27 protein-coding genes are annotated in these 21,393 nt (G+C 64.2%); 10 read left to right on the top strand and 17 right to left on the bottom strand.

Features of this window, described 5'->3' with window-relative positions; genetic code table 11:
* Positions 1-147 precede the first annotated feature (147 nt).
* Both HBA99_RS15320 and nrdR read left to right on the top strand, forming a co-directional pair.
* On the top strand, positions 148-657 hold the full coding sequence (locus HBA99_RS15320; RefSeq protein WP_046254071.1) for a LysM peptidoglycan-binding domain-containing protein: 510 nt from the start codon (positions 148-150) through the stop codon (positions 655-657).
* Positions 658-787: 130 nt separating this feature from the next.
* Positions 788-1,252: a transcriptional regulator NrdR gene (nrdR, locus tag HBA99_RS15315; protein WP_030093814.1), complete on the top strand. Its 465-nt coding sequence runs from the start codon at positions 788-790 to the stop codon at positions 1,250-1,252.
* 25 nt (positions 1,253-1,277) lie between these two features.
* Here nrdR and HBA99_RS15310 read toward each other — a convergent pair whose 3' ends face one another.
* The 4 genes from HBA99_RS15310 to sthA all read right to left on the bottom strand — a co-directional run bounded on the left by HBA99_RS15310 (position 1,278) and on the right by sthA (position 5,755).
* Positions 1,278-1,961: a PhzF family phenazine biosynthesis protein gene (locus tag HBA99_RS15310; protein WP_057968336.1), complete on the bottom strand. Its 684-nt coding sequence runs from the start codon at positions 1,959-1,961 to the stop codon at positions 1,278-1,280.
* Between the two features lie 85 nt (positions 1,962-2,046).
* Positions 2,047-3,129 carry an alpha/beta fold hydrolase gene (locus tag HBA99_RS15305; RefSeq protein ID WP_078285429.1) on the bottom strand — a complete coding sequence of 361 codons (1,083 nt, stop codon included), beginning with the start codon at positions 3,127-3,129 and terminating at the stop codon, positions 2,047-2,049.
* Positions 3,130-3,183: 54 nt separating this feature from the next.
* Positions 3,184-4,167 (bottom strand): proteasome assembly chaperone family protein, encoded by a 984-nt coding sequence (locus HBA99_RS15300; RefSeq protein ID WP_070952695.1) that lies wholly within the window; start codon positions 4,165-4,167, stop codon positions 3,184-3,186.
* Between the two features lie 136 nt (positions 4,168-4,303).
* Positions 4,304-5,755 carry a Si-specific NAD(P)(+) transhydrogenase gene (gene sthA / locus HBA99_RS15295; protein ID WP_046254068.1) on the bottom strand — a complete coding sequence of 484 codons (1,452 nt, stop codon included), beginning with the start codon at positions 5,753-5,755 and terminating at the stop codon, positions 4,304-4,306.
* A gap of 124 nt (positions 5,756-5,879) precedes the next feature.
* Between sthA and HBA99_RS15290 the strand changes: the two genes are divergently transcribed.
* Positions 5,880-6,614: a hypothetical protein gene (locus tag HBA99_RS15290; protein ID WP_057968335.1), complete on the top strand. Its 735-nt coding sequence runs from the start codon at positions 5,880-5,882 to the stop codon at positions 6,612-6,614.
* 7 nt (positions 6,615-6,621) lie between these two features.
* Here the strand turns inward: HBA99_RS15290 and HBA99_RS15285 are convergent, their stop codons facing one another.
* Both HBA99_RS15285 and HBA99_RS15280 read right to left on the bottom strand, forming a co-directional pair.
* The gene (locus HBA99_RS15285; RefSeq protein ID WP_070952696.1) at positions 6,622-7,719 is read right to left on the bottom strand and encodes an alanine/ornithine racemase family PLP-dependent enzyme; all 1,098 of its coding nucleotides are present in this window, start codon (positions 7,717-7,719) and stop codon (positions 6,622-6,624) included.
* Positions 7,716-8,891 (bottom strand): N-acetyltransferase DgcN family protein, encoded by a 1,176-nt coding sequence (locus HBA99_RS15280; RefSeq protein WP_199252973.1) that lies wholly within the window; start codon positions 8,889-8,891, stop codon positions 7,716-7,718. Before HBA99_RS15280 ends, HBA99_RS15285 begins: the two co-directional genes overlap by 4 nt.
* A 262-nt stretch (positions 8,892-9,153) precedes the next feature.
* Here HBA99_RS15280 and HBA99_RS15275 point away from each other — a divergent pair, with 262 nt between their 5' ends.
* Entirely contained in the window at positions 9,154-10,203 is a 1,050-nt protein-coding gene (locus tag HBA99_RS15275) for a DUF4192 domain-containing protein (RefSeq protein WP_070923694.1), read from the top strand.
* On the opposite strand, the gene HBA99_RS15270 is transcribed toward HBA99_RS15275, so the two are convergent.
* The 3 genes from HBA99_RS15270 to HBA99_RS15260 form a co-directional block, all read right to left on the bottom strand.
* On the bottom strand, positions 10,200-10,886 hold the full coding sequence (locus HBA99_RS15270) for an iron-dependent transcriptional repressor DtxR (protein WP_199252972.1): 687 nt from the start codon (positions 10,884-10,886) through the stop codon (positions 10,200-10,202). The two genes, HBA99_RS15275 and HBA99_RS15270, sit on opposite strands and share 4 nt — an antisense overlap.
* A 101-nt stretch (positions 10,887-10,987) precedes the next feature.
* Positions 10,988-11,959, bottom strand: coding sequence for a sigma-70 family RNA polymerase sigma factor (locus tag HBA99_RS15265; RefSeq protein ID WP_046254064.1), 972 nt, complete (start codon positions 11,957-11,959; stop codon positions 10,988-10,990).
* A gap of 147 nt (positions 11,960-12,106) precedes the next feature.
* Complete coding sequence (locus HBA99_RS15260) at positions 12,107-12,499, bottom strand: DUF3099 domain-containing protein (RefSeq protein WP_070923695.1); 393 nt, start codon at positions 12,497-12,499, stop codon at positions 12,107-12,109.
* 25 nt (positions 12,500-12,524) lie between these two features.
* On the opposite strand from HBA99_RS15260, the gene HBA99_RS15255 reads away from it, so the two are divergent.
* A complete protein-coding gene (locus HBA99_RS15255) occupies positions 12,525-12,758 on the top strand; it encodes a DUF3039 domain-containing protein (RefSeq protein WP_030093802.1) in 234 nt (77 codons plus the stop codon).
* Here HBA99_RS15255 and HBA99_RS15250 read toward each other — a convergent pair.
* Both HBA99_RS15250 and HBA99_RS15245 read right to left on the bottom strand, forming a co-directional pair.
* Positions 12,755-13,729: a YihY/virulence factor BrkB family protein gene (locus HBA99_RS15250; protein ID WP_070923696.1), complete on the bottom strand. Its 975-nt coding sequence runs from the start codon at positions 13,727-13,729 to the stop codon at positions 12,755-12,757. The two genes, HBA99_RS15255 and HBA99_RS15250, sit on opposite strands and share 4 nt — an antisense overlap.
* 62 nt (positions 13,730-13,791) lie before the next feature.
* A complete protein-coding gene (locus HBA99_RS15245) occupies positions 13,792-13,986 on the bottom strand; it encodes a DUF7455 domain-containing protein (RefSeq protein ID WP_030093800.1) in 195 nt (64 codons plus the stop codon).
* A gap of 161 nt (positions 13,987-14,147) precedes the next feature.
* Here HBA99_RS15245 and HBA99_RS15240 point away from each other — a divergent pair, with 161 nt between their 5' ends.
* Genes HBA99_RS15240 through HBA99_RS15225 form a run of 4 tightly spaced genes read left to right on the top strand, consistent with a single transcriptional unit; the run spans position 14,148 to position 16,073 of the window.
* Positions 14,148-14,546, top strand: coding sequence for a DUF952 domain-containing protein (locus tag HBA99_RS15240; protein ID WP_070918628.1), 399 nt, complete (start codon positions 14,148-14,150; stop codon positions 14,544-14,546).
* A gap of 42 nt (positions 14,547-14,588) precedes the next feature.
* A complete protein-coding gene (locus HBA99_RS15235) occupies positions 14,589-15,485 on the top strand; it encodes a multinuclear nonheme iron-dependent oxidase (RefSeq protein ID WP_070952697.1) in 897 nt (298 codons plus the stop codon).
* On the top strand, positions 15,478-15,906 hold the full coding sequence (locus HBA99_RS15230; protein ID WP_030093797.1) for an SCO6045 C-terminal-like domain-containing protein: 429 nt from the start codon (positions 15,478-15,480) through the stop codon (positions 15,904-15,906). Before HBA99_RS15235 ends, HBA99_RS15230 begins: the two co-directional genes overlap by 8 nt.
* Entirely contained in the window at positions 15,903-16,073 is a 171-nt protein-coding gene (locus HBA99_RS15225; RefSeq protein WP_157896160.1) for a hypothetical protein, read from the top strand. The genes HBA99_RS15230 and HBA99_RS15225 overlap by 4 nt, the downstream gene beginning before the upstream one ends.
* Here HBA99_RS15225 and HBA99_RS15220 read toward each other — a convergent pair.
* From HBA99_RS15220 to HBA99_RS15210, 3 genes are read right to left on the bottom strand one after another with little or no spacing between them, the layout of a single operon-like run.
* A complete protein-coding gene (locus HBA99_RS15220; RefSeq protein WP_070952698.1) occupies positions 16,070-16,732 on the bottom strand; it encodes a sterol desaturase family protein in 663 nt (220 codons plus the stop codon). The genes HBA99_RS15225 and HBA99_RS15220 overlap by 4 nt on opposite strands.
* A complete protein-coding gene (locus HBA99_RS15215) occupies positions 16,729-17,469 on the bottom strand; it encodes a FadR/GntR family transcriptional regulator (protein ID WP_070921576.1) in 741 nt (246 codons plus the stop codon). The genes HBA99_RS15220 and HBA99_RS15215 overlap by 4 nt, the downstream gene beginning before the upstream one ends.
* A 33-nt stretch (positions 17,470-17,502) precedes the next feature.
* A complete protein-coding gene (locus HBA99_RS15210) occupies positions 17,503-17,904 on the bottom strand; it encodes a RidA family protein (protein ID WP_070952699.1) in 402 nt (133 codons plus the stop codon).
* Positions 17,905-17,960: 56 nt separating this feature from the next.
* Here HBA99_RS15210 and HBA99_RS15205 point away from each other — a divergent pair, with 56 nt between their 5' ends.
* Positions 17,961-18,788: an LLM class F420-dependent oxidoreductase gene (locus HBA99_RS15205; protein WP_070952700.1), complete on the top strand. Its 828-nt coding sequence runs from the start codon at positions 17,961-17,963 to the stop codon at positions 18,786-18,788.
* Here HBA99_RS15205 and HBA99_RS15200 read toward each other — a convergent pair.
* Genes HBA99_RS15200 through HBA99_RS15190 form a run of 3 tightly spaced genes read right to left on the bottom strand, consistent with a single transcriptional unit; the run spans position 18,777 to position 21,337 of the window.
* A complete protein-coding gene (locus HBA99_RS15200; RefSeq protein ID WP_070923700.1) occupies positions 18,777-19,448 on the bottom strand; it encodes a VOC family protein in 672 nt (223 codons plus the stop codon). The two genes, HBA99_RS15205 and HBA99_RS15200, sit on opposite strands and share 12 nt — an antisense overlap.
* A 33-nt stretch (positions 19,449-19,481) precedes the next feature.
* A complete protein-coding gene (locus tag HBA99_RS15195; protein ID WP_070952701.1) occupies positions 19,482-20,858 on the bottom strand; it encodes an FAD-containing oxidoreductase in 1,377 nt (458 codons plus the stop codon).
* A complete protein-coding gene (locus HBA99_RS15190; RefSeq protein WP_057966090.1) occupies positions 20,855-21,337 on the bottom strand; it encodes a hypothetical protein in 483 nt (160 codons plus the stop codon). The genes HBA99_RS15195 and HBA99_RS15190 overlap by 4 nt, the downstream gene beginning before the upstream one ends.
* Positions 21,338-21,393: the final 56 nt, after the last annotated feature.

The raw sequence follows: 21,393 nt of genomic DNA, 5'->3' as shown, positions 1-21,393 counted from the left end.
TCTGGAGTGTCGATGCTGGTCAGGACCACTTGTCGGTGGCGGATGCTACAAATCGATCACATGTTCGGACATCGAACACATGATCGAGTACATTCGAACATAAGAGCGAACGGGCTTACCGATCGACAGGACAGGAAGGGCATACCGATGAGCACAAACGTTCTCACCACGCCGCGTCTTCGCACCGCCGAGCACGCATCACGCGAGTGCGCCCCGCAGGCGCGTGCGTACAGCGCCCAGTACCCGCTGACCCAGCGCCGGGCACTGCCGGTGCGCACCGTCGCCTACCGGAGGCCTTCCGGACGGCCGGTTGCGTACCGGGGTAACGGCATCCGAGTCTCGTCGGTGCCACATCGGGTGCACCGTCGTAGCCCGGTGAGCCTTAAGGCCACCATCGTTGTCTCGGTGGGTGCTGCCGTGGCGACCATGTGGCTGTTGATGCTCGGCCAGGTCAGCGCTGCCGGAATCGGGGGAGTTGACGTGCCGGACCGTGTGGCGGTTGTCCAGGTCGCTCCGGGAGAGACCCTGGCCGATGTGGCCTCGCGTGTCGCACCGGGTGCGCCGCGCTCGGCTGTGGTGTCCAAGATCCGTGAACTCAATGAACTCGACTCGGCGACAGTGCAAGCCGGTCAGACGCTGGTTTCTCCGGTCGGCTGATCGGCGAACGGGCGTGACCTTCGAACGTGCGGGAGCACGGGTATCCTCGACACCGGTCTGGGCGCGTTGTGCTGTGCGTCAGCTCACCCAGCCCAACGACTTGGAGTCCAGAACCGGCGAAGGAGCAGTAATGCACTGTCCGTTCTGCCGGCATCCAGACTCGCGCGTAGTCGATTCCCGTGAGGCGGATGAGGGTCAGGCGATACGGCGACGTCGATCGTGCCCGGAATGTGGCCGTCGTTTCACCACTGTCGAGACCGCTGTGCTCGCCGTTGTGAAGCGCAGCGGTGTCACCGAGCCGTTCAGCCGCGACAAGGTCATCAAGGGCGTACGCCGTGCCTGCCAGGGCCGCGATGTCGATGACGACGCGCTGAATCTGCTTGCTCAGCAAGTCGAGGACGCCGTCAGGGCGGCCGGATCCCCGGAAATTCCCAGCAATGAGGTGGGCCTGGCCATCCTTGGCCCACTCCGCGACCTGGACGAGGTCGCGTACCTGCGTTTCGCCTCGGTGTACCGCGGATTCAGCTCCGCCGAGGACTTCGAACGCGAGATCGCCGCGTTGCGCGCGCATCGGGACGCACCGACCGGGTCCTAGACCCAGGTGGCGGTGTCGCGTGTCACTAGTCCAGCGTCAATGATTGATCGGCGACGACATGGCCACCGATCGTCACCCAGCCCTCCGGGCTCCATTGCGTGAGAATTTGTGAACCCTTGCCCTGATTGACGATCAGATCACGGCTCAACAGATCGGTCATCCGCGCCGCCACGGACCCGGTTGCTTCGTCCTCGTTGACACCCAGGTCGAACGCGAATACCCGCGATCGAACCAGACTCGTATTGCGGTCCTGCCACGCCCAGACGCAATGCAGTAGTTCGTCGGCGTAGTCGGAAGGATCGGCAGCATCCACATCGCTGGGGGAGTCCAGCTCGTGGAAATCGGTCTCGGGTGACCACTCGGACCGAGCGCGTATCCACGTGCGGTCGTCATAGCTCACCTGGAGCACGCCCGCGGGAACCTGCAGGGTGTTGACCGGTGTCCCGCGTTCACGCAGCCACCACGCCAATCCGACGGTCGGATGTCCGGCGAAGGGCAGCTCGGCGGCCGGGGTGAAGATCCGCAGATGTGCGGTGTTGGATCCTTCGGCGGGAAGATCGACGAAAACTGTTTCGCTGAAACCCAGCCGGGTAGCGACCTCCTGGCGTGCCGACGCTGGAACGTCGGCGCCATTAACGATCCCTAGGGGATTGCCGAAGTTGCCTGTCTCATCGGTGAATACGCGGACAACCGCGACATCAACACTCATGCGTCGACTCTACGTCTCGCGCACGCCGCGCACCGGGATACCCCGTGAACTGCGCAATCCTTCGGTACCGCTTGAGCTCTCGTGGCTAGGTGGCGCTGCGCTCGTCGGTGCCCATGGCATCGAGCACCGCCATCCGGGTCCGTGCGGCCCCACTGATCGTGTGCTCGGTGATGCCGGTGCGCAACAGTCGGCGCAACTCATTCTCGTCGTATTCGGCGGGCTCGGTGGAGTCGATGAATTGGCGCACGATGCTGATGAATCGATCGGGGTCGTCGTGGAAGGGGAAATGCCCGGAGTGCTCGAAGATCTCTAGTGTCGAGCCGGGCATCGCCGCATGGGCGAAATGGCCGTGGCTAACCGGGATCACCAGGTCGTCGCTACCCCAAATCAGCTGCACGGGAACGGACTCGGTCAAATAACATCGGTCGAGCATGGTGACCACCTGGCCGCGCCAATCAACCACGGCACGCAGCGTCCGGGTGAACGCGGCCGAGGCCCGGGGCTCGGGCAGGTCGGCGAGAACCCGCAGGACGTCGGGGATGTCGCGGCCCATTCCGGCCCGTCCCAACGTCGCGCCGGCTATTGCGCCGGTCAGCCGGATCATCGGCATCGCCAGCGGTAGTCTGAGCAGGCCGATCGCATCTCCGATGACGGGCATTGACGCACAACGCAATACGATGTTGACGTCTTTGGTCACCCCGCCTGGCGCAACCAGGATCAGGCGCTCCACCAGGTGGGGGAACTGGTAGGTGAACTGCATCGCAACGCCGCCGCCTAGCGAATGCCCGACGACGGTGACCTTCTCGATGTCCAGCACGGCCAGCAAGTCCCGCATGCCATTGGCGTAGGCCGCCACCGAGTAGTCGGCGCGTGGTTTATCCGACTGGCCGTGCCCCAGCAGATCCGGGGCGATCACAGTGAAATGCTCGGCGAGCTGCGCGTGCACGCTGTCCCATGTCGCGGAGTTGTCGCCGATACCGTGGATGAGCAGAAGTGCGGGTCCCGATCCCGCGATTCGAAAGGCGCGCCGGTACCCGTGGATGGTGCGGAACGCCATCCGCGGACGCGTCGATGCGTCGGTGGCCGATTCAGCATTGTCGCCGACATCGGCACCCTCGGTGTGCTCGGTATCCGGCACCGGATGCAGGAGCCGCGGCGGAGGATTCATGTCAAGTATTTTGACCCTTCGCCGCAAATTTGGCGCGGCGAGCGGACAACAGGCTTAGAGAACAGGCCCATCGCCGGACGGATCCTCGCCGAACTTGGCCTGTTCAGCGAGGAAACGCTCGAATTCTCCGGCCAGTTCGTCACCGCTGGGAAGCTCCTCGTCCCGTGCCAGCAACGAGCGATTCTCCTGCGCCGCGACGAAGGCGTCGTACTGGCGTTCCAGCGCTTGGACCACCTGAGCGACTTCTTCGCTGCCTTCCACCTGCTCGTTGATCTGGTTGCGCACCTTGCCGGCTGCCTCGGTAAGCGCCTGCAGATCCAGATCCAGATCGCCGGTCCTGGCGACTTCCTCCAGCAGGCGTTGCGAGGCCTCCGGGTAGTCGGTCTGTGCCAGGTAATGGGGAACGTGGACGGCGAAGCCGACCACATCGTGGCCGTGCTGGGCCAGACGGAACTCCAGCAGGTTGGAGGCGCTGCCCGGGACCTGGACCTCATCGATCCAGCCCGGGTGCTCGTCGAGGGTCTTGCGGTCGTTTCCGTGTGCGGTCAGGGTGATCGGGCGGGTATGCGGTACCGCCATCGGAATCGCGCCCAGTCCAATGGTCTTGCGTACACCGAGTTGATCGGCCAGCAGCCGGATCGCGGTGACGAAACGCTCCCACTTCAGATCTGGCTCAAGCCCGGCCAGCAGCAGGAACGGTGTGCCCTTGGTGTCTTTGAGCGCATACAGGTTGAGTTCGGGCGTGGCGTACTCGGTGAAGTGATCGCTCTTGAACGTCATCACCGGACGGCGAGACCGGTAGTCGAGCAGATCGTCGATGGCGAATGACGCGACCAATTCGCTTTCGAGCGTGTCACGCAGGTGCGCGGCCGCCAGCTTCACGGCGTGACCGGAGTCGGAGAAGCCCTGCAACGCATGCACCAGAACCGGACCGCGCCCATCGGCGGATGCCAGCTGTGGACCCGGGAATTCCAGCTCGTACATGCCACTCTGATCGGGTCTGTACGGCTGCTGCTCCCCGTCGTTACTGCTTTTCATGATTCGCCTCCCTTCGCGTCCTCGTCCCACCAGTGTCCCTTACTGGCAGGCAAACGGCGAATGTACCTATGGCCTCAACGGCCCAGGCGGGATGCAAATTCCGGATGTGGGCGGCATTCGCCCAGCGCGAAATCCTTCAGGCCTTGAACTGATTGAGCGCGCGGATCTTGTTCATCACGTCGAGTGCGGCGACCTTGTAGGCCTCGGAGAACGTCGGGTAGTTGAAAACTGCGTCGACCAGGTATTCGACGGTGCCGCCGCAGCCCATCACCGCCTGTCCGATGTGGACCAGGTCGGTGGCATCGGAGCCGAAGATGTGCACTCCGAGCAGCCTGAGGTCCTCGGTGGACACCAGCAGCTTGAGCATTCCGTAGGAATCTCCGGCGATCTGTCCGCGCGCCAGCTCGCGATAACGCGAGACACCCACCTCGTAGGGAATCGCGTTCTTGGTGAGTTCAACCTCGGTGGCGCCCACATAGGACACTTCGGGGATGGAGTAGATGCCGATCGGTTGCAGATCGGTCATGCCTTTGGAGGGCTCGCCAAACGCGTGGTAGGCCGCGAGGCGGCCCTGATCCATCGAGGTGGCCGCCAGCGCGGGGAAGCCGATCACGTCACCCACCGCGTAGATGTGGTCGACCTTGGTCTGAAAGTTCGCGTCAACCCAGATCCGGCCTCGGTTGTCGGCCTCCAGCCCGGCCCGGGCGAGGTCGAGCTGATCTGTCTGCCCCTGTCGTCCCGCGGAGTACATCACGGTGTCGGCGGGGATCTGTTTGCCGCTGGCCAATGTGGTCATGGTGCCCGAATCATTGACGTCGACGGCGGTGACCTCCTCGCCGAAACGGAAGGTCACGGCCAAGTCGCGCAGGTGAAAGCGAAGGGCCTCAACGACTTCGGGATCGCAGAAGTCCAGCATCGAGTCGCGTTTCTCCACCACGGTCACCTTGGTGCCCAGGGCGGCGAACATGGAGGCGTACTCGATTCCGATGACGCCCGCACCGACCACCACCATGGATCCGGGGATGAAGCGCAGATCCAGGATGCCGTCCGAATCTAGGACGCGGCGTTCGTCGAACGCCACACCGGCGGGCCGGGCGGGCTTGGTGCCGGTGGCCAGCACGACGTACTCGGCATGCAGTGTGGTGCGCTCGCCCCGGGAGGGCTCTTCCACTACGACGGTGTGCTCATCGGCGAACCGTCCGATGCCGCTGATCAGGTCGATCCGATTGCGCAGGAGCTGGGAACGCACCACCTCGATTTCCTTACGGATGACGTGTTCGGTGCGGGCCAGCAGATCCTCGGGAGTGATGTTCGCCTTCACCCGGTAGCTCGCGCCGTAGAGCTCGCGCTGGTTCATGCCGGTCAGGTAGAGGACGGCCTCGCGCAGCGTCTTGGACGGAATGGTTCCGGTGTTGGTGCAGACACCGCCGAGCATGTTGTCGCGTTCGACCACGGCCACCGACTTGCCCAGCTTGGCCGCGGCGATGGCGGCTTTCTGGCCGCCAGGGCCCGATCCGATGACGACGAGGTCGTAGGTGGGGGTTTCTGCTGCCGTGGATGAGCCGCTTGCGCGAAGGCCGTTGGTCATGGGTGTACTCAATACGCCGATTCGTCTAACCGTGCATGCCGTCCGTGTCACGGTGACATGAACAGTTGTCCCTCCCGAATCTCGCGCGCGCCTCCGGGGACCCGGGCCGTGCCGATGGCAGCATGTGACCGTGACGGCATCGCGGCTGGTAGCGACGATGGTTGTGGCTGGATGCTGCGCCGCGACATCGCCCGCATGCACGCGGGCAATCGACGGAACGCCCATGGAGTCATCCGGTGGCGCATCGTCCCCGTTGACCACCACCACCGCGCCGCTGCGGGCACCGGCGGGCCCGGTGGGGGCGCTCCTGCTGGCGCCGACGGACTTCCCGCATCAATATCCGGCCACCACGCTGGATCCTGGTGCCGCCGGTCTGGCGCTCCGCGACATCCGGGGCGTGCCCGATGCGGCTACCGTCGCCCCCACCACATGCACACCGGAACCCGTTCCGGCAGTGCCGCAGGACGCAGCGGTGGCGGTGGGCACCAACGAGTCCGACAATTCGACCATCACGGTGGCGGTACTTCGCGTGCCGCAACCGCTTGCCACCTACAAGACGCAACTGGAGCGCTGTACTTCGTATACCTTCACCGACCCGGACCAGGTCACGAGCACGGTGACGGCCTCTCAGGCCGTGGCTCCGCCCATCAACGCCGATGATTCGGTGGCGGTCAATCAAACGGTGTCGCCGTCCGGGGCGGGCAACGGCACACAAACCACTCTGTCACTTATCGCGCAGATCGCCGATATTCGAATCCAGGCCACTTACATGACTTTTCAGGGCACCGAGCCCGATGCGGTGCTCCTGGATCAGGCCTTCACCGCAGCTGTACTCAAGGTGCACGACAGCTTCCACTGATCGCGGGCTACCGGAGTGACCGTATCCCGTGGGGTGCGATGGAACGGCCCAGGTGCTCGATCTTGGCGACGAAGGGCGATGTCATCGCCCGCATGAGCGTGCCGTAGCCAATACCGAAGGCGATCTCGTCTCCGACAACCAGCTGGTGATCACCGACGTCGACCACCAGATGGTCGCTGCTCATCCCGAGGACCGTGATGCCCTCGGGTGGCTGCAGACCATCCGGGTCCACGTCCTGGCGGCCGAGGGCCAGGATTGCCTGGCGCACAGTCGCACTGCCGGTGCGGGCCGGTGCTTCGCCGAATGCCGCCTGAGCACGATGCCCCCAGGGTTGAGCGGGTTTCATCGCGACCTCGATGACTTCTGCACTCAAGGTGAAGGCATTCGTGTGCAGGCCGGGGATCGGCGTTCGGTACAGCGGGTCGACGCCGAGAAGAATGGCTTCACCGAGCCGGAGTTCGTCGATCCGGCCGACGTCGTGTGTGTGTAGCGCCCAGTTCAGGTTCGCAGAGTTGCCGCCTGAGACAACCTCGAGCGAGATCCCGTGCAGTGATTCGATGTCGTTCGCGAGCCCCGTAAGGATGCCCATGTTCCGGTCGTCGGGCACGACGCCGCTCTGACAAGCGAGGTTGGCACCGAGCCCGGCGAGCCGCAACGAGGAGTGACCAAGAACGGCCCGCGCAGCGTCGGGGGCGTCGTCCAGCGCGATGCCCTCACGCAGGTCGCCCAGTTCAACCATGAGCACGACGGCATGTACCCGGTTCTGTTGGGACGCGGCCTTATCAAGCGCAGCCAGGACGACGGCCTCGGTGTTCAGACTGACATCGGCGACGTCAACGATCTGTGCCACTTGGCTGAGCATGGGTGAGCGGATTAACGTGCGCAGCGGTAGGCAGTCGAGGCTGGCCAGCCGAGCGAGGTTCGGTATCCGTGAGTCACCGAGTCCGCGGGCGCCGCCGCGCAGCATTGCCGCACCGACACCCGGCGAGCCCAACACTGCCTTAGTGATGCCGGTGACCCGGATGCCTACCCCGGTAAGCCGGTCAACCAGGATCCGCGTGTTCTGCTCGACCTTGTCGAGATCGGTCTCGAGCCGAAGTGTCACACAGGGGTGGTCGTGTCGGCTTTCCCAGCGAGGACAGGGAAAGCCGACAGCACCATCTCGACCAGTTCCGAAGCTGGGCGTGTCAGCGGGTCGGTGACCGGGAGGCCGAGCTCCGAATGATGCTCGGAGATCGCATCGTTCAGCTCGTCACCGGTCATTTCCTCGTGGTTGATCGTGACCCCGATGACGCGAGTATCGGCGAACGCCTCGATCAGTGCGATCTCGCTGGCTACGGTCGGCATCGGCACCATGGGGAAGTCGCCGAGCACCTTACGTTTTGGTGCGTGCTGCACGATCACGCCGGCCGGGCGGCTGCCCCGCAGGATGTGGGCCGACGTGATGTACGCGGGGTGGCTCAGCGCGCCCTGGCCCTCGACCACGATCACATCAGGGGCTTCACCCTCGAACGCGGCGACGACCTGGTGCTCGACTTCACCCGAGCAGAACTGGGGGATCAGCGCGTCCAGCGCGACGCCGTACTTTCCGCCCTGGATCAGGGTGGTCTGACCGGTGCCGACCATGACCGCCCTGATGCCGCGTGCATTCAATGCCTGGACCAGCAAGGTGGCGGTGGTGCGTTTCCCGATCGCCCCGTCCGTACCCAGGATCGCGATTCTTGGGCAGGTGACGTCGAAGATCCGGCCGGAGAACAGGTGCAGGTCGCGCTTGGACTTCGGTTGGCGTACATCGGTGATGGTGACTTCGGCGATCACAGCTGCTGCTACGAATTCGGCATCGTCGTTGAGGAACTCGTGCAGGCCGTTGACAATGTGCATCCCGCGGGCGATACCGTCTAGCAGTACGAGCCGCTGCTCGTTCGACAGTAGGCCGTCGGCAGGCGCCAGCCCGCAGATCAGGTAGTCAGGTACGTGGCCGGCGTGAGCGACGGACTCGGCCAGCGATTCCAGCACCGGGATGCCGTTCGCCGTGCCGTCGAGGAGTCTCCCGGCATCTACTCCGGCCCGGAGGCTATCGATGACACTGAGGATCTCGTACTTCTCAGAATGCCGGACCAGCCCGTTTGCGGTCTTGCCGTCCTGCTCGCCGAACTGTCCCTCGCAGTAGACGATCGCGGTGGAACCAATAGGCATCGGTAAGGGAACGGCCGCAAGGACCTCCTCGCTCCGTTCGGACGCATCGAGAAAAGGGGTACCGCTCGTGAGTGACGACATGGAATCCTCTGAGAAGTCTCAGAGGAGGCGACGGGATCGAGGTGGGGCGGTAAGCCCAACATCCAGCGAGTGGTCTGCCCTGAGGGTCGGCAAGATTACCGACGCCTTGATGCTACCCGATCGGCAATGGCGGCCCTGTTTTCGGCGGTGACCGTGGGTACATTGTCCACAATTGTGACGGCATCCACAGGTTCCCGGAGGCGCCGGCACAACGCGAGGTCGCTGTCGCGGGGTTGACGGTCCTGGCTGTCACGGTGCGGACATGACATCACTGATTCCCGGACCGCTCGGTCGTCCCGATTTTCGATTGAATCGGCCCTCTGCCCTGATCGCCGCGCTACCGGCGATGTTGGGGTTCATCCCGGAAGATTCCCTTGTCGTGGTCACACTCGCCGGTGGGCTCATCGAAGCGATACTGCGCAGGGACCTTCATGACCTGGACGGCACCGACTACGCGGCATTCGAGGTGCTGGCCGAGGTGTTGAGCCCGGGGCCGGCCGATGCGGTGATCGCAGTGGTCATCAGTGCGGACATGGACGAGCAGGAGGCCGGTGACATCATCCGGCGGCTAGCCAAACATGTAGAACGTCAGGGCATTTCGTTAATTGCCGGCCACACGGTAGACCGTGTCGGGCCCCAGGGCTGGTGGCGGTGTTATGACGGATGCGGCGCGGGCGGGCCCGTCGACGATCCCGAGTGCTCTCCGCTGACCGCGGCGGCGGTTTTGGCAGGCAGGACGGTGCATCGCCGTAGGGAGGATCTCGTGGCGCTGATCGCGCCCTCCGACACCGCGCGCACCTGCGCGCTGGCCGTCTCCTTGCGGCGGCCGTCTCAGGGACAAGGCGAGGCCAGCGTGGCAGACCGGCGTGCCGTGAATCGAGTGATGCGGGCGGCGTGCCGAACAGCGGAATTCCGTTCACTGTCCAACCGCGAGCTGCTGGCGATGGCTCGCTCCCTGACGGTCGTGCGGGTTCGAGACACGTTGTGTGCGTTGGCTGTCGGTGTGCTGTCCGACGATGTGGAACGGCTGTGGCTGGCGCTGAGCCGATTGCTCCCTGACCCCTGGCGTGCGGAAGCGTTGGTGTTATTGGGATTTAGTGCCTATGTGCGCGGCGATGGTCCACTGGCTGGTGTCGCGTTGGATGCCGCGCTCACGGCCCGGCCGGACCATCGTCTGGGGCAGCTCTTGATGTCAGCGCTGCACTCCGGTATGCGCCCCGATGAGATTCGTGCGCTGGCCGATACCGGCTTCCGGCTGGCTCACGAGCTGGGAATAAGCCTGCCGCCCAGGCAAGCCCGAGGTGTGGGCTAGACCTTCTCCACCATGACGGCGTGCGCCATCTCGTGCGGTAACTCGACACTTTCATGGCCGGGAATGACGATGATGACGCCCTCGGGGGAGGACTCCACGGTGACGCGCGCATTCGGCACGATGCCGGCGTCCTTAAGGCGCGTCAGCAGATCGGTATCGGCCTGCACGTGTTCGGCCAGGCGGCGCACCACCACGGCAACCTGTGAGCCCCCGGCAATCTCGGTGAGCCGCACCGCGCTCGCATTCTCGGACCGGTCAGGGGCGACACCCAGCTCGGAGAGACCGGGAATGGGGTTACCGAACGGGGAAGTGGTCGGGTTGTTGAGCACTGTGAGCAGTCGGCGCTCGACATCCTCGCTCATCACATGTTCCCAACGGCAAGCCTCGGCGTGCACGTCTTCCCACGGCAGCCCGATGATGTCGACCAGCAGGCACTCGGCCAGCCGGTGCTTGCGCATCACCGAGACCGCCAGTGCGCGGCCCTTGTCGGTGAGTTCGAGGTGGCGGTCGCCGGCGACGTTCAGCAGGCCGTCGCGCTCCATCCGCGCCACCGCCTGGCTCACGGTCGGGCCGCTCTGCTCGAGCCTTTCGGCAATGCGGGCACGCAGCGGCACCACGCCCTCTTCTTCGAGGTCGTAGATCGTTCGCAGATACATTTCTGTCGTATCGACAAGATCGTTCACCACTCGCCCCTTACGGTCGTGCTTAGTCTACCGACCTACAACGCAAATCGGGGCGCTGCGCTTCCAGAACGCAGCGCCCCGAGGGCAGGGTAGTAGGTCAACTAGCTCGCGTACGAACGCAGGCGTTCTGCGCGGTCGCCGTGGCGCAGCTTCGTCATGACTTCACGCTCGATCTGACGCACCCGCTCGCGAGACAGTCCGAACAGCTTGCCGATCTGGTCGAGTGTGCGGGCCTGTCCGTCATCGAGTCCGTACCGAAGCCGGATGACCTGCTGCTCACGCTCGTCGAGAGTGGCCAGCACGCTGCGCACGTCCGAGTGCAGTAGCTCTGCGATGACGGCGTTCTCCGCCGACATGGCCTCGGTGTCCTCGATGAAGTCGCCAAGCGGCGCTTCTTCGTCGGTACCAACCGGCATGTCCAGGCTCACCGGATCCCGGCTGTGGTCCAGCAGATCCCCGATCTTCTCCACGGGAATGCCGGACTCCTCGGCCAGTTCCTCGTCGCTGGCCTCGCGGCCGAGCCGCTGGTGCAGCTCACGCTTGATGCGAGCCAGCTTGTTCACCTGCTCCACCAGGTGCACTGGCAGGCGGATGGTGCGGCTCTGATCGGCCATGCCGCGGGTGATGGCCTGACGGATCCACCAGGTGGCGTAGGTCGAGAACTTGAACCCCTTGGCGTAGTCGAACTTCTCCATGGCGCGGATCAAGCCCAGGTTGCCCTCCTGGATGAGGTCCAGCAGCGGCATTCCGCGTCCGGTGTAGCGCTTGGCCAGCGACACCACCAGCCGCAGGTTGGCCTCCAGCAGGTGGCTGCGCGCGGCGCTACCTTCCCGCACGATGGCTGCCAGATCCTTCTTGCGGGCCTCGCCGAGGCGTTTCTTGGTGTCCAGAAGGTGCTGTGCGTACAGCCCCGCCTCGATCCGTTTGGCCAGCTCGACTTCGTCCTCTGCCGTGAGCAGAGCGGTCTTGCCGATGCCGTTCAAATACACCCGCACGAGGTCGGCGGCTGGACTTTGGGTGTCCAGATCGTCGGACTCAGTAGTACGGGCCGGACGGGTCGTGGCGTTTGCCATCGCTGCCTCCTAGTTGATCCGTAGGTCTCATGAGTTGCAACGCCCGGGTGGCCCAGAAAGTTCCTGAGGTTCCCAAATGGCGCCGTCATTGACCTGCGGATTTCGAGTTAGCAGCTGAGAATGTCCTGAGAATTGACATAGCTGTCCCTAAGACGGGCCAGCGGAGCCTTCCGGCGGGGTGTGCGGTTGCGGCGGAGGCGCGGGATCAATCGCTCGGCGTTCCGCCGTGGGAAACAGCGAGTGCCGATGTTCCTGGGGCCCGTATCGCCGCGGTTCCTCGGCCTTGCGGGCAGGACGGTCGTTGGCGATGAGCACCGCCATCCAGGGCAGTGGGATCGATGCCGCCAAGATCGCCAGCGAGATCCATCCGTTGTGCCACACGCTGTAGGCCCAGGCGGCGCCCAGTAGTGCCGGGATCCGGAACGCCATCAGCGTCAAATAGCGGCGTACCCGGGCGCGGTGTTGTTCTTCGACCGAGACCGCGGCCGCTGTGATGAGTACAGGGTGGCCGTCGTCATCGAACGACAGCTCTTTTCTCATATCTCCAGGATGTCACAATGTAGGGATGGACACGCAGACGCTCGAGCGTCCGGACACCACCGTCGACGAGAGCACCGACAGTGACAGGCCGAAGGTCTTTCACTACGTCAAGAAGGACAAGATCGTGGAGAGCGCGGTCATGGGAAACCATGTGGTCGCCCTGTGTGGTGAGGTTTTTCCGGTCACCAAGTCGGCCAAGCCCGGCTCACCGGTGTGCCCCGACTGCAAGCGCATCTACGAAATGATGAAGAAGGACTAGCAGCCTTCGGGGGCCTTCTCCGGAGCCGCCTCGTCGGGGCTGTTCGGGGCGGTATTCTCGCCGTTTTGGGGGCTCAGCCATTCCCGCAGCTGCCGGGCGTGGGTGGCCCCGGCCGGCCAGTTCTCCTCGATCGCGGCATTCAGCTCGGCGCCCAGCACGATCGCGAATCCGAGCATGAACGCGAATAGCAAGAAGGCGATGGGGGTCGCGAGGGCGCCGTAGGTGTATCCGGTGCGGGTGATCCAGTTCAGGTAGAACCGCAGCCCCAGGCTGGCGATCACGAAGAACGTCACCGCCAACAGCGCACCGATCCATAGTCGGTGCGAAGGAAGCGGCCGCGGTAGGGATACCCGGTACAGCAGCGTCACCAGGGCCACCAGTGCAATGCCGAAGAGCGGGAAGTAGCCGTAACGCAGCACCGCATTCCAGGAGTCGGGTACCACCTCGGCGATCCGCTTGGGTCCGAGGGCGATCACCGGCAAGGTCACCACCGCCATCGCCAGCGCGGCGACGTACAGGCCCAGCGCAAAGAACCGCTGGCGCACGGGATGGCGCAGGGGTGTCTGGTCGTGCGCCTCCACCACGGAGTCCACAAAGCTAGATATCGCCGAGGACCCTGCCCACAGTGAGATGACGAATCCGATGGACACCACCTCACCGCGCCCATCGCGCATGATGTCGACGATGGTGGGCTCGATGATCTCGGTGACCACGCTCTTGCTGAAAACACTGTTGGCCACCCGCAGGATTCGCTCCTGGATCTCGGGCAGCGTGTCCGGCCCGAACAGCGGCCCGACGAACGTCAGGCTCCCCAGGATCCCCAAAAGAAGCGGCGGTAGTGATAACACCTGCCAGAAGGCGGCCTGCGCCGACTGCGCGAAAATCGAGTCGTCCCAACTCTTTACGGCCGTGCGGCGCATTACGTGCAAGACGTCTCGACCGAACGAGAAATGGCGTGGCTTATCACTCATGGCCACACCAGCATTCCTGATGGGATGGTCAGCAGTACTTACCGGGGGTGAAACCGCGGTGACTAATCCTCGTCCGGACCGCTGATGTATAGCACCGCCGACATCGCGCTCAGCTTCTCGGAGTGCTCGTTGGCGTGGTGCTGGCAAAAGAGCAGCTGCGCTCCCGACGGGAGTGTGGCGCGGACTCGAGCAGCCGCACCGCAACGATCGCAGCGGTCAGCCTTCGTCAGCTCTGGACTGGTCAGAGTTGCGTTCATGGCTCCTCCGTATCTCTCCTGAGCTTTGCGGTCCGGTGAACCGCTCGGCGCCTATGTATGTACTTTGTCAGACGTTTGGGGGGTTTCGGTTGTTCCCCGCGTGTGTCCGGTGTGTCGCGGCTCACGTCGAGGGCGTTACAGGGTTGAGGCAGGCTGGTGTGATGCAGTCGATGCCGCCGGGTGAACCCGAACTCGTTCACATCTGTTCCGACGAAGAGTGGGCGTTGGCGGGTGAACAGGGGGAGCATCGGCCCACGTCACTGGACGAAACGGGATTTATTCACCTCTCCGAGCCGTACCAGGTTCACCTTCCGGCCAACCGCTTGTATCGCGGAAGGTGTGATCTGGTCGTATTGTCTGTTGCCCTGAATCTGCTGGACTCTCCGGTACGTTGGGAACCGGGAGTGCCTAGCGACCCCGAATCGATGCTGTTCCCTCATCTGTACGGACCGCTGCCGATCGCCGCAGTTACGTCCGTGGCGAACTTCCGGCCGGGATCGGATGGCTTTTTTGAGCCGCTGGCACCTAAGCACTTCCTAAGCTATCAACGTGGTAGCTAGACTGGCGTAGTTCGCCGGTCTTGAGATAAGGGGGTAACCGCGGTGGCCTCTTCAAATCACCCGCTTAAGACCGTGCTGGCCGATGAGCCCGCGGTTGGCGCCTCGTGGCGTCCAGAGCTTGCTGCGATGTTCAATCAGGGTGCCGTCACGGACGATGCTCTGAGCCTCGCCTTCACCGAGATCGTCGCCGAGAACTTTCGTCCGGGAGCGCTGCCGGTCGAGCTGATGCGCCTTCGTGAGGCGGGCACCGTCGTCGTGCCGCACGGTGTGTCATTGGGTCTTGCCGGAGCCGATCTGCCCGACGCCAAGCGCGTCAAGCACCTGGCCGCCCTGGCCGCGGAACTGAATGCTCCGATGGTCAGCGAGCATGTGGCGTTCGTGCGGGCAGGCTTCGAAAGTGGGGGCCAGCACGGCGTGCTCGAGGCGGGGCACCTGGTGGCTCCGCCGCGCACCACATTGGCTTTGGATGTATTGGTGGACAACGTTTCCCGAGTGCAAGACGACCTCGGTGTGCCGTTGGCGCTGGAGAATGTGGCCACCACCTTGCAGTGGCCCGAGAACGAGCTGAGCGAGCCCGACTACCTGCGGGAACTGTCCCGGCGCACCGGCTGTTGGCTGGTGCTCGACGTGCCCAACCTGTATGCGACAGCGGTGGCCTCGGGTACCGACCCTGTGGCGATGCTGCGCCGTTTCCCGATCGAGCGTGTCACGTATGTGCACATCGCCGGTGGCCGGTTCGAGGGCGACCTGTACTGGGACACCCACTCCGACACCATCATCGATCCGGTTGCGGATCTGCTCACCGAGCTCGTGGTGCTCACCTCGGGCCGCGGCCTGGGCGTGCTGATCGAGCGTGATGGGTCCATCGACGAAGCCAGCGTAAGCACTGACCTTTCGGTGGTCCGCCAGGCGATCAAGGCCGGTGTTGTTCATGCTTGACAACCGCGAGGTCTTGCGGCGTCGGCAACTGTCGGTGCTGTCGGACCTGCTTGCCGGCAATGCCCCGTCGGGTTTCGACGAGTACACGGCGCTGACCGCCGGTGTGCAGCTGCGCAGCAAGCGGCGTTTCGATGTCGCCAATGCGGTGCCGTGGCTCGCTGAACTGCCCAACTGGGAGTACGAATTCGAGCAGTACGCGCGCCTGCACTCCATGCGGTGCTGCGTGCTGTGTGACGCCAAAGAGTTCCGCACATACAGTTACGAGCTGCCGCGTCTGCGCGACTGGATGATGGATCGCGAGGTTGCCGAGGGTCTTCGCCGGATCGCGCTCGTGCGTCGCGGCGGGCGGCGGGAACTTCAGATCGCATTTGGAAAGAAGCTGCGTTACTTCGCATTACGGCCGGAGCGGGCCGAGGCATGATGACCGCTGTCATCGTCATAGCGACGGTGGCAGTGCTGCTGGTCGTTGGGCTGGGATTCCTGGTGGTGACCAATTCGGGTAGTCGGCCGCGAAACCACCCTGATGCCCCGGATCATCAACAGACCGGCTACTCGGGTGCCAGCTACGGGCCGGACGCCGGGGGCTAGCCAGTAATGCTGGACGCGTGCAGATTTCGTACCGTCGGTGAAGACTGCACCTGTTGTGGATCAGGATAGGTTCCGAGCAGTCGGTCGGCGGTTCCCGAGCTGGTGACGGTAAACCAGTAGTTCTCATTCTTGAAGTGGTGGTACCGGTGGTTTCGCCAGACCGCCCGATAGATCGCGTGACGCGGTTTGTAGTCGGTATGGACGAGGTAGTGCGTCCACTCGTAGAACACCAGGAACAACGCCACCGTGAGTGCGAAGGTGAGCCCAAGTCCCGTGCGCGGGAACGCAAAAAGCGCGGCCAGGGTCAATCCGATGATCACCACGACCAGGCTCGGCCAGGGAATGAACACCAGCGGGATGTCCCGCGGATCCTGATGATGCAGGCGGTGATCACGGGCGAGCCGCGAGTCGATTTTCACCGGACCCACCGAGCGTGGGCGCCAATGCAGGATCCCGACGTGGATCAGCCACTCGGCGATGGGCGAGATCGCTACCAGCGCAACGGGTGTAATGGCATCGGCAATTGTCCAGCCACCGACGGAGAGTCTGGCGCCCAGTAGAGCGGCGGACCATACGACAAGCATCCATGGGGTGGGGTGCTTGACGAATTCGACAAGGGCATCGCGCAGAGTCATCGACTTACGTGCGGCACGGGTCATTTCTGGTTCTCCGATTCGTCCATGAGTTGCTCCAGGAGTTCATCAAATGCCTTGGTGCCCAATGCAAGCATGGCAACGGCGGCCTCTTGCGCGGCGTCTGCATCTTGCGTGGCGATGGCATCGGCGAGCGCGCGGTAGTGGCCGATGTCGCCGACTTCGGCGGCCATCACGTTGACGAGCACGTCCAGCGCCCGCACATACGAGTCGCGCATGGTGTTGAACACCAGCCGGAAGGCAATCGAGTCGGCGGTGTCGATGACTAGCTCCCAGAACCCGAGCGCTTGCCACATGCGTTGTAGCGGATCGTTTTCCGCTTCCAGGTCGGCGGTCATTGCGCGCAGCCGATCTGCGACACCGGGATCCTGGTGAGATCGTTGAGCGGCCAGGCGCGCCACCTGGGGGCCGATGATGGCCCGGGCCTCGATGACGCTTGCCAGTGTGCGGCGATCCACATCGCCGCCGTAGGCGAGCAGTAGTGGCAGCACGTCGAATCCGGCGTCGCTGCGGTAATCCCGGATCACCGTGGACCCGCCCTGGCGGATGTGGATCAGGCCCGAGCGCTCCAACCGGCCCAGCGCTTCGCGGACCGCGGTGCGAGACACCCCGAGGGCTTCGGCTAGGGCGCGCTCGCTGGGCAGCGTGTCACCCGGGGTGCGGTCACCGGTGAGGACCTGCGCCGCGAGCTGGCTGAATATCTCATCGGGTATCGACTGCCGGGCGATCGGCTGCAGTGCCATGCTGTCACGGTAGCACCGCGATTGGTAAGAGGTCTAGTGGTCTGACCAATTTAATGTGATGGCATCGGCCTCGATCTCGACCAGCAGCGCCGGATCGATGAGCGCCGACACCTCGACCATGGTGGCTGCCGGGCGGATATCCCCGAAAAACTCGCCGTGGGCCAAACCGACCTCACGCCACCGCCCGATATCGGTGACGAAGATGCGGGTGCGTATGACATCGCCCAGGGTGGCGCCCGCTTGGCTAAGTGCCGACTCGATTCGGCGCAGCGCCTCGCGGGTCTGTTCGGCGATGTCGTCACCGCCGACAGGCGTTTGGCCCTCACGCGCCGTCGTGGTGCCGGAGACGGCGACGTGCGGGCCAACCCGCACCACGCGCGAGTAGCCGACCGCTGCTTCCCATTCGCCGCCCGACGAAATGTTCACGCGTTCCATGGCGGCAGCGTAAGCGGCGGGGAATACCGGCGGCGATCGATTAATTGCACTGCGATGTGACCGGACGCATACGCATCGGAATTCAGCTGCGGCCCGCAAAGGCGCAGAACTACAAGCAGTGGCGCGACGCCGTGCTCCGCGCGGAGGACAAGGGAGTCGACGTCATCTTCGGCTACGACCACTTCCATTGGCCAGCCGGAACCATCGGCTCCGATGGGGTGGTGCTCGATGAGATACAGCCCGACGTTAACAACTTCGAGGGCTGGACGGCCCTCGGATCATGGGCCGAGATCACCTCCCGGGTTGAGATCGGGCTCCTGGTGACCGGTGTGGGTTATCGCAATCCCGATTTGCTGGCCGATATGGCACGGACCGTCGATCACATCAGCGACGGCCGGGTGATTCTTGGCGTCGGTGCCGGTTGGTACGAAAAGGACTACACCACCTATGGATACGAGTTCGGCACGACAGGTTCACGCTTCGATCTGTTCGAGGAAAGCCTAGTTCGGATCGAAAACCGGTTGGGCCAGCTGTTGCCGCCACCGGTGCGGCCCATCCCCATCCTGATCGGCGGCGGGGGAGAGAAGCGCACCATTCCGTTGGTGGCGCGCCACGCGCACATTTGGCATGCGTTCGCCGATATTGACACCTATCGGCGTAAGAACGACATCTTGATCGCCGAAGCGGAACGAATCGGCAGGGACCACAACGAGATCGAACGTTCCACCAGTTGGGGACTCGGTCCGGAGGGCCTGACCACTGCGGAAGCGGATGCGTATGCCGACGCGGGGGCCACGTTGTTCACTCTCGGGATCAACCCGGACCCCGACTATGACCTCTCGGTGCTCGATGCACCGCTGGCCTGGCGGGACTCACGCTCCTAGCGGCTGAATCGCGTAGTGCTCGCCGATGTCCAGCGCGGTGGGGACATCGGCGGTGACGATGGTTGGCGCGGCGGCTGGAGGCATCCGGTATTCGGGGCGCCAGGTGATATCCGAGGGAACCAGGATGAACAGGCCGTCGTGATCGCCGACCGGACCAAAACCGGGGGTTGGTTCTCCGAAGGGCAGCAGACCCAGCTTGTCACGGATGAGCCGCTGGGTCTCCAGCACATCGGATACGCCGAAGCCGACCTCGCTGAGATGACGAATGTCGTTGACGTCGAAGGGATGGTCGATGCGGTTATCCAGAATGTTGCGCTCGATGAGCTCGAGTACCGCGTCATCGGGTCCGGTGAAGTAGATGCTGCGGGCCTGCCAGTTGGGTGCGCAGTCGAATTCGTCGTGCCATTGACCGTCGGTCTGCAGGGTTACCCGGACTGAAAGCCATTCCTTGGCGGCTGCGAGGCTCCCGGCGGGAATCGTGAACGCGATGTGATGCGCGCCGTGATACGCGGGACCGGGAACCATCGTCAGCGTGCTGTCCCCGATGTGGACCGTGGCCCGATCGTCATCCACTTGTACCGGCAATCCCAGGGTTTCGGAGTAGAAACGGGCGGCGGCGGACACGTCGGTGGCGGTGATCTGCACATCGTGGATCTTCATGACACGAGGCTAGGGTCTCAAGCGCCCTTGAGATCAAGCGAGCGGTTGCAGATCACCCAGGATCGTGGGCAGAAACTCCGCGACGGTGGGATGGATGTGCACGGTGCGCTGAAGTGCTCGCGCGGGAACGCCGTACTGCATGGTGTCGAGCAGACAGTGCACCACCTCGTCGCCGCCCACGCCCAAGATGGTCGCACCGAGGATGAGGTCGGTATCGGCGTCCACCAAAACCTGCATATAGCCGTCGATTTCGCCCTTCTCGATGGCGCGACCCACTTGACTCATCGGCTTGCGGCCCTCAAGCACGGTGCGTCCGGAGGCGCGCGCCTGCGTTTCGGTCATACCGACTCGGCCCAGCGGCGGATCGGTGTACAGGGCATAGCAGGGCAGCCGATCGGTGACTCGGCGTGGATCATCGTCGAGCAGGTTCGCGGCGACGATCTCGAAGTCGTTGTAGGAGGTGTGTGTGAACGCCCCGCGGCCGTTGCAGTCGCCCAACGCCCAGATACCCGGCACATTGGTGCGCAGCTGGTCATCGACCGTGATGTACCCGCGGTCGTCCGTGGCGACCCCGGCGTTCTCCAGGCCGAGGTCATCGGTGTTGGGCCGACGCCCCACGGCGACCAGCACATGGGACCCGATCACTTCGGGCGCACCCTGGGTGCAGTCGACGCCGACGCCGACCCCGTCGTCTTGATGGGAAAGGCTGATACAAGAGGCGTTGAGGCGGAAGGAGATTCCCTCACGTTCCAGGACTTCCTGGATGATCGCGGAGGCGTCGGGGTCCTCGCGTTCCACGAGGCGCGGGCCCCGGTGTACGACGGTGACCTGACTGCCGAACCTGCGGTAGATCTGCGCGAACTCCAGTCCGACGTAGCTGCCCCCGATGACGACGAGATGTTCTGGTATACCGTCGTATTCGATGAGCGAGCTGTTGGTGAACAGCGGAACATCGTCGACACCCGGCCAGTCCGGAACCACCGCACGGCCCCCGACGTTCAGGAAGACTTTGTCGGCGGTGATGATCTCGTCCCCGACGGCGAGTTCGGTGGGGGAGATGAAGTGCGCGTGCTCGTGATAGATGACGCAGCCAAGGTCCTTGAGCCACTTCTCGCCGCCGTTGCGCGAGGGCAAGATCACCGAATCCTTGCGTTCCCGCACCCGGGCCATGTCCATGCTCACCGAGCCGTCCAGGATCACTCCCCAGCGCGCCGCGTCTCGCGCCATGTGGGCGGCATGCGCGCTGGCGACCAGCGCCTTGGTGGGGCGACAGCCGGTGTTCACACAGGTGCCACCGAAGAGATGTCGTTCCACGATCGCCACCGTCATCCCCGCGTTGCGTAGGCGCGCGGCCAGAGAGGGGCCAGCTTGACCGGCGCCGACGACGACGGCGTCAAAATGTGCGCTCATCCGGCGAGCGCGACGGTGATGGCTACTGCCGCGACAACGGTGACCGCGTCCTCGGTCAGCGCGGCCGGTAGATCCTTACCGAAGACCGCGGCCAGCTGACCGCGTGCCCACGCCCCGCCTAGCGTGCCGATCACCGCGCCGAGCGCTCCGAGTAGAAGTCCGATGATGAGCCCGGGGGAGGTTCCGCCCGCCAGCGTGCCGAACACCGCCCCGTAAAAGGCGCCGAGCACCACTCTGGCCGCGAACGCGGGCGGCGCCTTGCGGCTTGGGGTCTTGGGCAGCTTGTCGTTGACGATCTCACCGACGGCCAAGACAGTGGCGACGATGGCGACGATCAGGCTTGCCAGAAAAGAAGCCCAGGTGCCCTCTAGTAGAAGGCATTTGGCAAAGGCGGCCCAGCTCAGCACGGCGAGAGGAGTCATCGCGCGCAGGCCCGCAACGATTCCGATGAGAAGGGCAGCGATATACAAACTGGTCATGGGTTCTCCCGATGCGTCAGCTGGAGCTTGATGCGCTAGAGCGTAGACCCGTGGCG

It is taken from the genome of Mycobacteroides chelonae (assembly GCF_016767715.1).
GTDB classification, from domain to species: domain Bacteria; phylum Actinomycetota; class Actinomycetes; order Mycobacteriales; family Mycobacteriaceae; genus Mycobacterium; species Mycobacterium gwanakae.
This window is presented reverse-complemented; position numbering and strand designations above follow the sequence as displayed.

Coding starts and splice junctions, on each gene's coding strand:
- HBA99_RS15320 (WP_046254071.1), top strand. CDS start 148: ATGAGCACAAACGTTCTCACCACGCCGCGTCTTCGCACCGCCGAGCAC.
- nrdR (WP_030093814.1), top strand. CDS start 788: ATGCACTGTCCGTTCTGCCGGCATCCAGACTCGCGCGTAGTCGATTCC.
- HBA99_RS15310 (WP_057968336.1), bottom strand. CDS start 1,961: ATGAGTGTTGATGTCGCGGTTGTCCGCGTATTCACCGATGAGACAGGC.
- HBA99_RS15305 (WP_078285429.1), bottom strand. CDS start 3,129: ATGAATCCTCCGCCGCGGCTCCTGCATCCGGTGCCGGATACCGAGCAC.
- HBA99_RS15300 (WP_070952695.1), bottom strand. CDS start 4,167: ATGAAAAGCAGTAACGACGGGGAGCAGCAGCCGTACAGACCCGATCAG.
- sthA (WP_046254068.1), bottom strand. CDS start 5,755: ATGACCAACGGCCTTCGCGCAAGCGGCTCATCCACGGCAGCAGAAACC.
- HBA99_RS15280 (WP_199252973.1), bottom strand. CDS start 8,891: ATGTCGTCACTCACGAGCGGTACCCCTTTTCTCGATGCGTCCGAACGG.
- HBA99_RS15275 (WP_070923694.1), top strand. CDS start 9,154: ATGACATCACTGATTCCCGGACCGCTCGGTCGTCCCGATTTTCGATTG.
- HBA99_RS15265 (WP_046254064.1), bottom strand. CDS start 11,959: ATGGCAAACGCCACGACCCGTCCGGCCCGTACTACTGAGTCCGACGAT.
- HBA99_RS15260 (WP_070923695.1), bottom strand. CDS start 12,499: ATGAGAAAAGAGCTGTCGTTCGATGACGACGGCCACCCTGTACTCATC.
- HBA99_RS15255 (WP_030093802.1), top strand. CDS start 12,525: ATGGACACGCAGACGCTCGAGCGTCCGGACACCACCGTCGACGAGAGC.
- HBA99_RS15250 (WP_070923696.1), bottom strand. CDS start 13,729: ATGAGTGATAAGCCACGCCATTTCTCGTTCGGTCGAGACGTCTTGCAC.
- HBA99_RS15245 (WP_030093800.1), bottom strand. CDS start 13,986: ATGAACGCAACTCTGACCAGTCCAGAGCTGACGAAGGCTGACCGCTGC.
- HBA99_RS15240 (WP_070918628.1), top strand. CDS start 14,148: ATGCAGTCGATGCCGCCGGGTGAACCCGAACTCGTTCACATCTGTTCC.
- HBA99_RS15230 (WP_030093797.1), top strand. CDS start 15,478: ATGCTTGACAACCGCGAGGTCTTGCGGCGTCGGCAACTGTCGGTGCTG.
- HBA99_RS15225 (WP_157896160.1), top strand. CDS start 15,903: ATGATGACCGCTGTCATCGTCATAGCGACGGTGGCAGTGCTGCTGGTC.
- HBA99_RS15220 (WP_070952698.1), bottom strand. CDS start 16,732: ATGACCCGTGCCGCACGTAAGTCGATGACTCTGCGCGATGCCCTTGTC.
- HBA99_RS15215 (WP_070921576.1), bottom strand. CDS start 17,469: ATGGCACTGCAGCCGATCGCCCGGCAGTCGATACCCGATGAGATATTC.
- HBA99_RS15210 (WP_070952699.1), bottom strand. CDS start 17,904: ATGGAACGCGTGAACATTTCGTCGGGCGGCGAATGGGAAGCAGCGGTC.
- HBA99_RS15200 (WP_070923700.1), bottom strand. CDS start 19,448: ATGAAGATCCACGATGTGCAGATCACCGCCACCGACGTGTCCGCCGCC.
- HBA99_RS15195 (WP_070952701.1), bottom strand. CDS start 20,858: ATGAGCGCACATTTTGACGCCGTCGTCGTCGGCGCCGGTCAAGCTGGC.
- HBA99_RS15190 (WP_057966090.1), bottom strand. CDS start 21,337: ATGACCAGTTTGTATATCGCTGCCCTTCTCATCGGAATCGTTGCGGGC.